The sequence below is a fragment of the Stenotrophomonas sp. GW821-FHT01H02A genome, assembly GCF_059422145.1.
The window spans coordinates 1-11,332 of record NZ_JBWKWI010000018.1 but is presented as its reverse complement, the minus strand read 5'-3'; the positions used below and the strand labels follow the sequence as shown (position 1 = coordinate 11,332).

Below are 11,332 nucleotides of genomic sequence, written 5' to 3'. Positions count from 1 at the left end.
CCATGAGTTAGGTTGCCGAGGCGCGCGGCGCCGTCTTCTGGACCGGGATCAGCACGGTGAACTTGCTCAGGTTCAGGACGCCTTTGTTGACCTGCGCCATGCTGGCGACGTCGAGCACATAGTCACCCTCCGGGTACGCGGTCTGACCTTTGTCCAGGCGAACATCGAACGGATAGGCGAAGCCACCGGCTTCCAGCTTGGCTTTCTGCTTGCGGGTGGTGTACTCCCGGTCCTTGCCTTCGTCGTCCTTGAAGGTGCCGCCGCGCTCGTCGACGGTGGCGTTCAGGACGGTGACCTTGATTTCGTTGTTCATGCAATACCCCTTTCAGGTTGGTTTACGCCCGCGAGTTCGGGCCAGTGCGCTGCTGTGTCACCTGTTGCCCACCTCGGCAGCTTTGGCGAGGTGCAGGATTCGATCACCGCCTGCAACGCATCAGGCGTTGGGCAGTTTTTAACGATGAATGTCAGAGTTGCGCCGTACTGACGGCGGAGGTGGCGACGTGCGCTCTTCCACGTTGCCTCCACTGCGGCTTTCGTGATTTCAAGACGTGTCGCCACGCAGTGGAGGAACTTCAATACCGGGTATGCACCGAGCAGGTAGGACGCCGGATCACGCAGCAGATCAAGGGACAGTTCTTTGCGGTTTGAATTGCGGAACTGCGCTTCATAGCGCACCCACTCTGATCCCTTGTCGCCCTGCTCCCTGCCCTTCTCGTACACCCGCAGTTGCTTTTCAGACTTCTTGCCGCCGACATAGAACGTCTTGCCGTCGCCGCTATCGTGGTCGTCCACCGTCTGTGCCTTGGGGCGCTGACCTCGGTTGTCGAACTCGCCTTCGGCGTACCACTGCTGTGCAAGGCGCAGTGGATACTTCCCGATCAGGTCATCCGCGCACACGTCCACACGGGTTAGTCTTCCCGCGCAGCTTTCGAGCTTCGCTCGAAGCTCCAGCCACCGCTTCGCATGGCCGCAGCGCGCTGCGCTCAATGTCTTGCAGCCGTCACCGGTTAGCTCGATCCGGGCGGTGTAGGTGCCATCAGCACGGCGGCATTCCTCGCCTCCGAGTTCGATCATGCCCACGAACTGCTTGCTCGCGTTGATGATCTTGACGCGCCATGTGTAGAAGCGACCGCCACTGGCGGTATCGTCAAGTTCGAGGCCGAGCCCGGCGAAGAACCAGCAGAAAACTTGCAATGCCGCGACGCGGGCGTTATCCGCACTGGCGTCGATCCACTGGCGAACTTCGTCCTGGCCGTCGCGATCAAGGAACCCGGTTTCGCGGAGAGCCGCGAACAAATCTACCGAAGCAGAAAGCCAGTCAATGCCGACCGTCAGGGTGCCATCCTCGTTCCTGAATTCACTGACTCCCCTGTTAGACGAGGGGAGTCCTGCCGTCGCTCCCGCGCCGTCAGCCACGGGCCACCTCGCGGCGCTGCATACGTGCAAGGCGACGGCTGGCGCGATGCCAATACCAGAACTCGGCGAGCAAGCCTCGAAGCAGGCCGATGAGGCCTGCACCGATGGCGGCACCGGCAAAGCACAGCCAGAACATGACAGTGGTAAAGGTCTTGATATCGGCCGCAGACGCGGTAATGGTGAAATCAGTCATGGATTACCTCCGCTCGCTCGGCCAAGCGCGCCGCAGCCAGAAGATCGCCACGTTTGGTGGCTTCGATTTCGAGATGACGCAGGTGGGAAGGGGTCGGAAGGAACTCAGCAGATGCCTGGGCGGCGAATGCTGCGTCACGAATCGACTTGGTGCCCTGCTCTTCCCTGCGGTCGATACCCCACGCAACGAGACGAGCGATTCCGACCACAACGCTGAGCGCTGCTGCGGCCGCTATGGCAAACATGTATCCGTGCATCCCCTGTCCCCTCCCCCTAGCCCCTAGATCCCCGCCAGCGGCCTAGGGGGACCGGCTGGCGGGTGTCACGTGGTCACGTGACAGGGAGGCATGTAAATTGATTACTGGACATATGTCAAGCGGGCACTGGACATGAGCATCGTGGCAACACTTCTGGACAAGGCCAGAACTGGGCGTGGCTTCACGTCGGACAACGCACTTGCAAGCGCGCTGGGACAGCACCGGCAGACAATCAGCCAGTGGCGGCACGGGGAGAGCTATCCGTCCGAAGAGAACATCGTCGCATTGGCCGAGATGGCTAAGGACGACCCATTGCAGTGGCTAGTGGCGATCAAAGCCGTGCGAGCGGAAGGCAAGGCTGGGAAGGTCTGGGCGGCTCTTGCGCGGCGCCTTGCCACGGCCGCTATGGCCCTAGCGCTAGGGGTCGGCCTCGCCCCACCTGTCGACGCTCAGGCCGCTACAGGCCATGTTTCGAGCGACTCTGTATACATTATGCGAAATGGCAACCAACAGCCTGGACTTGGTCTGGCGGTCGCTAGCGGGAATTCCCGTGGCTTGCGATTCGCCCCCTCTCTCTCTCCCGGCTGCAGCCCCGCAAACGGCTGCGGTGGCCGTAGCCGTAGCCGTAGCCGTAGCCGTAGCCGCATCGATTTGCGCTGATGTTGCCATATTGCCAGCTTCAATGCGTCGTAGGCGAGGTGGCCAAGCGCTATCGCGGCGATACCAGCGCCGGTGGCGCCATCACCAAGTACTAAGCCGTTGCGCTAAAAATGCTTTAGCTTTACAGCCTGCCGCTGCTTTCCAGCAGGCCCTCTCTGGGGGCTTAGCTGTTTGACTTTCCTGATAATTCGGCAAAACTAGGGGTGCCGGAATTTTGGTCGTTTGCGGTGAAAGTGCGTGGACTACCCCTCCAGGTTGAGTAAATGCCTGATTCTGAACAGCTCGAGGTTCGATTGAATCCTCAGCTTCCGGTACGCGGCGCGCTTCAGGGTACTTACTGTACTCGCGGCGCGCTCCAACATCTCTGCGATCTCGTTGGTAGTGATGCCCTTCAGAACAAGTGCCAACACCTCGCGCTCCCGTGCAGTCAACGAGGCGCAGGCCTCATCATTCCGGGGCGTCGTGTTGTGAAGTTTCATTCGCCCTTCTGGAGGTTCCGGCTTAAGTGTTAAATGCCGCCGCCCATTGACAATATCGCGCAGGCCGGCAGCGATCTGGATCGGCGTGGCCGTCTTGAAAAGAAAGCCAAGGGCGCCGACGCGCAGCATGGACTGTACGGCAACATGGCTGTACTGAGCAGATAGGACCAGCACCGGCAAGTCTGGGAAGCTGCTGCGCGCATTCGCCAACAGCTCCTCGCAAGTAAGGTCTTCAGGCGCGAGCTGATAGTCCACAATCGCAGCATGATAGGCCTTGCGATCGGCTCCGAGCGCGGCCATGAAAGACTGCGTTGTAGTATGGGCGCTCTTCACCACAATGCCATCACCGGGCTGGAACATAACCGTCAACCCATAAAGTGGGACTGGGTGGTCATCAAGAGCAATAACGTTGATATCCGGGGTCATGTGGCACGGTTCTAGCTGGGAAGAAGGGGCTGGCTGAGGGGGGGGGGGGGGGCAACGGCTCTGCCTGTCGGCCGGCTATATTTCCACACACAGTACCCCTCTCAATCACGGGTCGTCCATCGAATTACAATGAAAAGGCGACTTTTTTCAGCCTTCATCCTTCACGCCGCAGCGAACGGCAAACTCCTGCACCCGCCTCCGCAAGGCTCGTTGCAGGCGCTCGACTTCCTCCCATACACTCGCCGATTCCGCCTGCATGGAGGAGAGATCCAGCGCCGTATCAGCCAGGCGGACCTCGCTCACGACCATCGCTGCGCCGCTGATGCGATGTGCGTGCCGCGTTACAGCAACCAGGTCTTGGCGGCGGATGGCGATATCGATCGCCTCCAGATCCCGGCGGGCCTCCCGGATGAAGATGCCGGTAACGTCCAGTACGGCGGAGGAGTGGGGGGCGGACTCCGCCACCAGGGTGATATCAAGCAGCTCACGAAGCTCACTTAACGGCAGCGGCTTCCGGAGTACATGATCCACGCCACTCTGCTGGCACCGGATCAGATGGGCACCTTCCACGCTAGCAGAGATGGCGACGAGCTTGGCCGGTGCGCGCGCACTGTTCCGCTCCAACTCTCTTGCTCGACGTGCCACTTCATAGCCACTGATGTCAGGCAGATCACAATCCAGCAGGACCACATCAAAACGAGTCCTTTGAAGCGCGTCCACTGCGCCCAATCCATCGACGGCACCGACGGCCTCGATACCTAGTGTGCGGAGCTGCTCGAGCAGCAGTTGCAGGTTGCCCGGGTGATCCTCGACAACCAGAATAGTGGGCAGGTGCCGTGACGCCATTGCAAGACCCTTCGCGCTGCGAGGCTGCGACGCATCCGTCGTCCCAGGATCCGGTGCGACGCTACAGGGAATTGTGGCTGTAAAAGTGGTCCCGACACCTTCTTCACTGAGGAAGCCGAGCGTGCCGCCCATGCCTTCCACGATGCTCTTGCAGATGGATAGGCCCAGCCCAGCCCCTCTCAATGACTGCGCCACTCGCAAGTTGATTTTGGAGAACGGTGTGAACACCTCCTTCTGCTGCTCGACCGAAATGCCGATGCCCGTGTCATGCACTACCATTCGCAGGTTGGTCTTGCCGGCCCCGTGCCCATCGATCTGCATCACCACCCGAATGCTCCCAGCATTGGTGAATTTCACAGCATTTGCCAGCAGATTGACGAGGACCTGGCGGGTGCTGATTGCGTCCAGCATGAGCGGTGGCGGCGGACCGCCAGGAGTTTCGACCTCGGCGGTCAAGCCCTTGCGAACAACCTCGGGATGCAGCTCGGCGATGCACGCCAGTGCCATCGCCCGGATATCGCAGGGCTCCAAGGGATTCAACTGTTGCCCAGCATCCGCGCGCGAGTAATCGAGCGCTTGGTTGAGCATGCGCCGCAGGTGCCCACCGGCGGCGTGAGCCGACTCCATTAAGCTTCGCTCCCGCGGCGCCAGGTCAACACGCAGCATCAGCTCCACCGATCCGGAGATGGTGTTGGCCGCGTTTCGAACCTCATGGCTCATGATGGCCAGGAAGCGCGCCTTGTCGCGCGCACTGCGTCGAGCGGCCTGGCGCGCCCGGCGTGCCGTGATCAGCAGCACCAACAACAGCACAATGCCGGTTGAAACACCCAGTGCTTCTGCCCAGTAGTAACGAAGAATCGCGCGCGGAGTCGGTGCGCCAAAGTAGGTCGTCTGCATCCAGTCACTGAGCAGCTGGGCATGCTCGGCCTCGGTGATGGACGCAACCGCCTTGTCGATGACTGACAGAAGCAGAGACTGGTCCGATCGACTGACCAGCTGTACGTTGACGGGGAGCTGCTTGACCACGCCATCGATACGCAGGGAGCTTGCGTAGTCCCGGCGCACGTTGGGGCGGATGACGGCGTCCAGGCCGATGGCAGCATCCGCCATCCCGCTCTCCACGGCAGCCAGCGCAGCAACCATGTCCTTGGCTGGGAGTCGTTTGATGCCAGGACGATGCAGGCGAAGCCAATCTTCGTAGCCGGAACCCTTCCGGAAAGCCAACGTCCGGCCTTCAAGTTGGTCGAGGTCAAGAAGTAGCGGAAACTGTTGCCGCGTCACAAAGACAGTTGAGCCTGCGTAATAGCGGGGCGAGCTGATCAGCCCTCCCGAAAGCGTCACCGGGGAGGCGGTCAGCAGCATTAGCTCCGCTTTTCCGCTGCGAACCGCCTCGAACGACGCCTGCAGCGAATCAGTCCGGACTGGTTGAAATTGGAGGCCGGCGTGTTGACTGACCAGGTCGACATACCCGGAAAGCGGCGTGCGATCCATGCCATCGATGCGGTTGACATCCAGCTGCTCCCACTGACTCGGATCCACCGCTACTCGTATCGAATGGTGCCCGGCGATCCACCGGCGCTCCTCGGGCGTCAGTGGCGCGTCACCCGCATTCGCAGCGGAGTCGATCCCGCAAAGGAAAATCAGCAGCCATGCACTGACCAATACTCTCGACCAACGGCGGCTCATTCAACGCGCCCCATGACTCTCCGGTCGCGCCCAATGCGGACCGGCTGATGCTCGCCGTACAGCAATGTACGGCGCTCGGAGCTGGTCGCAATATTCATCATGGCTGCGAGCCTCGAAAGAGTGGGGGCGCAGAGAGGGTGATGCCTGATAGCCCTGCTTCGCCTCTTAAATTCCATTGGCGCTCTGATCAAGCGCTATCGTTACCATCGGCATCCATCATAACTTCAACTTGAACGTTATTTTTGAATGATGGCATCACATAATCATACCACTTCGCCATCAACCTCGCTCATCATCTTGACGCCCTGGTTTAACTGTGTAAGTTGTCATTACTGCGGCTGCTGGCCTCACTGGCAGTGTGAGATACCAATGGACGTCGCCCTGCGTGACGCGCCGTAAGCGCTGAACAGATGGAGGTGTACGGCCGCACGCTCGCGCGCCAGCATCACGTCCGGACGCGGCCCAGCCCGGAGCGCCTGCTGGGGCGTCTACAGGCCAACGAGCGCGTTCTGGAAGGCGCCGGCGCAAGGTGGAGACCGCTGCTTATGCCGAAGTGGCACTGACCCCGCCGCGTCCGACGACGCGCATCCGGCCTTCGGCAGTCTCTTCGCGCAGAGCGAGATCCTCGCCGCCAAGCGGGCTGTGCCCTGCACCCGCCGGCCGCGTTCGCACAACGAGGTACACCGTGGATGCTCCATCTGGTCGCGGCGCATGACGCGGAGGTAGTGGCGATCCCCTGCGAAACCGAGCGCGCGCGTGTAATGACCTACTGAAAACCTGCTCAGGCGTTACTTTTCTCGAGGGAGGCACCGACGAGAGCTGATGCGCTCGGTCCAGCAGGGTCTGAAGGACGGTTTCGCGGTGCCGATGACCAAGCTGTGCAGCGGTTCGATGTGGCACGTCGCACGACGTACTACAAACCGACCCGGTTACCGCCCAAGGTGAAGCCGGAGCTGGTCGAGCCGATCAAGGACATGATCAACGCATCAATCCGATTTTTCAGCCAGGGCCCGGCATCACTTCAGGGCGAACAGATGGCGCAGCTTGAATAGCTCGCCATTGGTGCGCACGCCCAATTTGCGGTACCCGGCGCGCTTCTGCGCACTGACAGTGTTGGCGGCCCGTCCGAAGCGGACCGCGACCTGATCCACCGTCAACCCTTCCAGCAAGGCCAGCAACACCTCGCGCTCACGGGATGACAGCACTGCATGGGTGCTCTGCTCCGGAGAAGGCAGCGCGCCGCCGCTGCCGGTGAGCATGTGCTCCATATCCGCCACCACATGCAACCGGCCACGTCTCAAATCATCCACAGCCCGTACGATCACGCTCGGGGAGGCTGACTTGGGCAGATATCCCCGTGCCCCGGCCTTCAGCGCGGCAGCCACCGTCGGCCCGTTGTGCTGCGCCGACAACACCAGCACCGGCAGCGCCGGATAGAGGCGTCGCAACGCCATCAGGAGGTTGAGGCAATTCCCGTCGTCCGGACCGAGGGAGTAGTCCACGATTCCGACGTCGACACCTGCTGGATCGGCGGCGACGGCCGCCATGAACTCGCCAGCGGCCTGAAAACTGCCGACCACCGACAATCCACCTGCCGCCTGCAACGCCACCCGCAGGCCGTGCAGGAGCACCGGATGATCATCAAGCAGCATCACACGACTGTCGGAAAACATGGGCGTTCGGTCCATGAAGGGTGAATTCACAGTGTCAGAAATTTTGATAGCTGTGAAGCAACTCCGTTGCAGAAAGAGAGTGTCACGACACTTTTGCACATTCCTCTAAAGGATGATCTGATCCCTGAACAGCAATGCACTGCCATCTTTCCCTATCATCAGCCGGGTCCCCTTGCCGCAAGTGCATCCGTCAAGCCTTCAATATCTGCCCCTCTCCTGCAGCAAACCGACCCGGTTACCGCCCAAGGTGAAGCCGGAGCTGGCCGAGCCGATCAAGGAGATGATCGAGGCCGAGCCCTCGTTCGGCTATCGCACGGTGGCAGCGCTGCTGGGTATGAACAAGAACACGGTCCAGCGGATCGTCCAACTCAAGAGCTGGCAGGTGCGCAAGCGCCCGCCTGGCCAGCGGCCGCGGATTGAAGCCAAGGTGTCGCGCGCGCAGGGGCCAGGCCAGCGCTGGGCCACCGACCCGTGTCGGGGCCGGGGTGGCAAGGACGGCTGGCTGAGCCATCGACTGCGGCACCCTAGAGCTGCTTGGCTGGCAGCTGTCACGGACCGGCAAGGCCAGCACCACCTCGGCCGCGCTGGAGCAGGCGCTGATTACCCGCTACGGCACGCCGGGGAGGGTGCCAGCCCCTTCCCTGCTGCGCTCGGACAACGGGCCGGTATCACCAGCTGCGACTACACGCGCCTGGTGCGCAGCTATGGCTTGCAGCAGGAGCTCATCACCCCGCACTGTCCACAGCAGAACGGGATGGTGGAACGGGTGATCCGAACGTTGAAGGAGCAATGTGTGCATCGGCATCGCTTTTGAGCGCCAGGCACACGCCACACGGGTGATTGCTGACTGGATCACCCTCTACAACCAACAGCGCCCTCATCAGGCGCTGAAGATGATGGCCCCGGACGTGGCCTATGCCGCTACATTAACCGCATGACCTGAGCGGGAACCGGCGGGTCATTACATCGTCGCGCGACGCTCGGCTGTCTTCATGTTATTCCCGCGACCTCACTTCCAACCACTGGTAGTGAGGTCGGGAATTCAATAGCTCATTTCAAGCGATAGGTGCCCGCTCAACATAATATCATCTTCCAAGTTCAGCTCGTTTGCCGGCCGAATATGTGGCCTGATGTTGATGCTCGAACGCACACTACGGTAGTTGCCGGGGGATGCCTGCCCACCACTCCTGGCTACTGCAAACGTCTGATCATTATTGCTGGCGAGGATCGTGTAATAAGGGCCGGCCCACGTAGACGCATCATCGGAGACGATCCATGTCCTGACAGTATTGGTATTGTCGAATACGTTCCTGAGATCCGCCACCCAGGAGCCAATGCTGATGCCACCCGCCATGCCCAGGCCAAACGCATTGGCGCCGGAAATGACATTCCCGTTATCCACCAGCCCCTGCACTGCACTACCCGCCTCCTCGTCCCTGAACTTGAGCATCACGGAAGTCGGTTCGGAGCATGTGATCGTGAGTTCCACTGTGCGCATTGGCAAATCAGTTTGAATGTCAGCGTTAAGTGAGTCTGTCGAAATTTGGCCATAATCAATTGTTCCAGCATCCGAAAATTGCGGCACGCACGAGGCGGGCCGAATTGTACCACCAACAACCAGGTCATTGGCACTGGCGAGCTTCGGAACGTGAATGGAAATAATGGCGGCCAGAGCGGCGACAAGGGTGAAAGGCTTACTCATTGAATGACTCGTTTAATTAATTGAATCTCAACTACCGGCGATGCGAAAGCGGTTGACCGACAATTGGATTGATGTCGTGGACAGGTGAAATCCACAAGTCTTCCGACCGCAATCAATGCTCACATAATTTGGCATTAATAGTAAATCTCGAGTGTGACTCGCCCATTCATGGAGAAGCTATTTTTCAATGGCAGCTCAGCGCTCGGGCGGACATGCGGCTTTACTCGGATCGTCGATCGGATCATTTGATGTGGGGCAGGAAAGGCCGAGCCGAGATTTACATCGTTGACCGCAAAGAGTTGGCTGCTATTGAGGCGAGCCTCGTTATACTTAATCTGCCAGCTTCCGCCATTATCATCAGATGCTACCCACATATGCACTTCGCCAGCCTGATCTCTGGGAAAAGCAATGTCGGCCACCCAGGCGCCGATGTTGACTCCCTCTACGCTCCCCATACCAAGGGCATCGCGATCAAGAATCGCCCATCCCGAGTCCGACAAGCCCAGCACGGCAGTATCTTCGACGGAATCGACAAGCCTGAGATGGAATGCAACAGGCGAATCGCAAGCAATGACCAGTGCCGAACTCCGGACTGGCAGTGAAGTTTGTTGATCACGGAAAAGGTCTGAGAATCCGATGTCGCCATAATCAATCACGCCACCCTCTAAGTTCGGGGTGCATGAGGCAGGTCGAATGCTGCCAGCGACCGTCAGATCCGACGCCTGCGCCCTGGCGTCCAGGGGAATATTGGCGACTGCGGCAAGGGCAGCACAAACAAGAAGCCTCTTCATAAGTACACCTCGTTGATTTAAAATAAAATTACACCGCAGCTCTCGATACCTCCGCTGACGCTGCATGTGCATCGAAAAGCCCAAAATGTGCCCACCCGCGTTTATTGATGGCAGGCGCTACTCAGGTTGATGGTGGGCACCAACAATTAACTGTAAACATGCCGTGCACAGTGATATGAAGCCCCTTCACTATGCACGGCTATTGCGCGGCTTCGGCCTATGACCCCACAGGGCAACCATGCAACGAATGCTGCGGGCATTGATCGCAATTATCTATCGAATTTATTGCACTCATTGGCGCCTAGGCTCATCTGGCCAAGCCCAGGGGGTGAGCCCCCCCCCCTTCACCCGCGCGCACTGAGGGCGGATATGAAGTTGATTGATATTCGCGCCGGCGGATGCGGACGCCCTCGGAACCCCTGATGCTTGGCACCACTCTGGCGGCGCAGCGCAGGAGCTCCACCCCTTACTCAGGGCAGATCTTTAACTCTACGGATCGGGCCTGATTATCCATGCACCCACGCGCGAGCAGTTAGATTTGCAATTTATTCGACCCCCGAGCCCAGCCTTTTGTCATACGATGGCTCTATCGCCCATCGCCACCACCTGCGAAGGGCGAGATATTTCCGGCAATCCACCGATTTCCGGGCATTCGACCAAGCCAACCTATAACTTTCCGCTGGAGTTTCCCTTGAACAAGACCCCTGCCCTGCTCGCTAGTGCGCTGCTGTCGCTGTCGGCGCTTTCCTCCGCACATGCGGTCAACACCGTCGACCTCACCGTTGAAGGCACCATTCGCCCGGCATCCTGCACCCCGACGCTGGCGGCCGGCGGCATCGTTGATTTCGGCGTGATCGCACCGTCCACTCTGAACGCCACCACCCCGACCCCGCTCGGCACTCAGACTGTGGGCCTGACTGTCACCTGCGTCGGCGCCAGCAGCTGGGCGCTGCGCGGTGTCGATCTGCGCGCCGCCAGCGCTGGTGCCAACGCCGATGGCCTGCGCTTCGGCCTGGGCCAGACGACGGCCAATGAGGACATCGGTTCGTACACCATCACCCTGAGCGACGTCCAGGCAGATGGTGTGGCCGTGCGTGCACTGCGCAGTAACGATAACTTCGCGACGGTAACCGATCATGCTGGCGTGTCCTCGCTCACAGGTTGGGCCAGTGCAGCGGCGCTGCCGGGCACCAACCTGCCGGTC

At 60.2% G+C, this 11,332-nt stretch carries 13 protein-coding genes; 4 read left to right on the top strand and 9 right to left on the bottom strand.

The genetic code is table 11. The features are described from left to right. Positions 1-7: 7 nt before the first annotated feature. Genes AC07WC_RS17580 through AC07WC_RS17565 form a run of 4 tightly spaced genes read right to left on the bottom strand, consistent with a single transcriptional unit; the run spans position 8 to position 1,853 of the window. Entirely contained in the window at positions 8-313 is a 306-nt protein-coding gene (locus tag AC07WC_RS17580; RefSeq protein WP_495211145.1) for a single-stranded DNA-binding protein, read from the bottom strand. Further along, entirely contained in the window at positions 310-1,416 is a 1,107-nt protein-coding gene (locus AC07WC_RS17575) for a replication initiation factor domain-containing protein (RefSeq protein WP_495211144.1), read from the bottom strand. Before AC07WC_RS17575 ends, AC07WC_RS17580 begins: the two co-directional genes overlap by 4 nt. Continuing rightward, positions 1,409-1,609, bottom strand: coding sequence for a hypothetical protein (locus AC07WC_RS17570; protein WP_495211143.1), 201 nt, complete (start codon positions 1,607-1,609; stop codon positions 1,409-1,411). Before AC07WC_RS17570 ends, AC07WC_RS17575 begins: the two co-directional genes overlap by 8 nt. Next, positions 1,602-1,853: a hypothetical protein gene (locus tag AC07WC_RS17565; RefSeq protein ID WP_495211142.1), complete on the bottom strand. Its 252-nt coding sequence runs from the start codon at positions 1,851-1,853 to the stop codon at positions 1,602-1,604. The genes AC07WC_RS17570 and AC07WC_RS17565 overlap by 8 nt, the downstream gene beginning before the upstream one ends. Positions 1,854-1,997: 144 nt before the next feature. Here AC07WC_RS17565 and AC07WC_RS17560 point away from each other — a divergent pair, with 144 nt between their 5' ends. Beyond that, positions 1,998-2,525: a helix-turn-helix domain-containing protein gene (locus tag AC07WC_RS17560; protein WP_495211141.1), complete on the top strand. Its 528-nt coding sequence runs from the start codon at positions 1,998-2,000 to the stop codon at positions 2,523-2,525. Positions 2,526-2,767: 242 nt separating this feature from the next. Here the strand turns inward: AC07WC_RS17560 and AC07WC_RS17555 are convergent, their stop codons facing one another. The 3 genes from AC07WC_RS17555 to AC07WC_RS17545 all read right to left on the bottom strand — a co-directional run bounded on the left by AC07WC_RS17555 (position 2,768) and on the right by AC07WC_RS17545 (position 7,635). After that, positions 2,768-3,430, bottom strand: coding sequence for a LuxR C-terminal-related transcriptional regulator (locus tag AC07WC_RS17555; RefSeq protein ID WP_495211140.1), 663 nt, complete (start codon positions 3,428-3,430; stop codon positions 2,768-2,770). Between the two features lie 147 nt (positions 3,431-3,577). After that, on the bottom strand, positions 3,578-5,962 hold the full coding sequence (locus AC07WC_RS17550) for an ATP-binding protein (RefSeq protein WP_495211139.1): 2,385 nt from the start codon (positions 5,960-5,962) through the stop codon (positions 3,578-3,580). 1,016 nt (positions 5,963-6,978) lie between these two features. After that, positions 6,979-7,635: a response regulator transcription factor gene (locus AC07WC_RS17545; RefSeq protein WP_495211138.1), complete on the bottom strand. Its 657-nt coding sequence runs from the start codon at positions 7,633-7,635 to the stop codon at positions 6,979-6,981. 247 nt (positions 7,636-7,882) lie between these two features. On the opposite strand from AC07WC_RS17545, the gene AC07WC_RS17540 reads away from it, so the two are divergent. Both AC07WC_RS17540 and AC07WC_RS17535 read left to right on the top strand, forming a co-directional pair. Beyond that, positions 7,883-8,449: an integrase core domain-containing protein gene (locus AC07WC_RS17540; protein ID WP_495211137.1), complete on the top strand. Its 567-nt coding sequence runs from the start codon at positions 7,883-7,885 to the stop codon at positions 8,447-8,449. Beyond that, positions 8,427-8,573: an integrase core domain-containing protein gene (locus AC07WC_RS17535; protein WP_495211136.1), complete on the top strand. Its 147-nt coding sequence runs from the start codon at positions 8,427-8,429 to the stop codon at positions 8,571-8,573. The genes AC07WC_RS17540 and AC07WC_RS17535 overlap by 23 nt, the downstream gene beginning before the upstream one ends. A 104-nt stretch (positions 8,574-8,677) precedes the next feature. Here the strand turns inward: AC07WC_RS17535 and AC07WC_RS17530 are convergent, their stop codons facing one another. Then, positions 8,678-9,337, bottom strand: a complete 660-nt coding sequence (locus tag AC07WC_RS17530) for a DUF1120 domain-containing protein (protein WP_495211135.1) — start codon at positions 9,335-9,337, stop codon at positions 8,678-8,680. 134 nt (positions 9,338-9,471) lie between these two features. Beyond that, positions 9,472-10,128, bottom strand: a complete 657-nt coding sequence (locus tag AC07WC_RS17525; RefSeq protein WP_495211134.1) for a DUF1120 domain-containing protein — start codon at positions 10,126-10,128, stop codon at positions 9,472-9,474. 580 nt (positions 10,129-10,708) lie between these two features. Between AC07WC_RS17525 and AC07WC_RS17520 the strand changes: the two genes are divergently transcribed. Beyond that, positions 10,709-11,332, top strand: a 624-nt coding sequence (locus AC07WC_RS17520) for a DUF1120 domain-containing protein (protein ID WP_495211133.1), incomplete at its 3' end; no start/stop codon positions are given.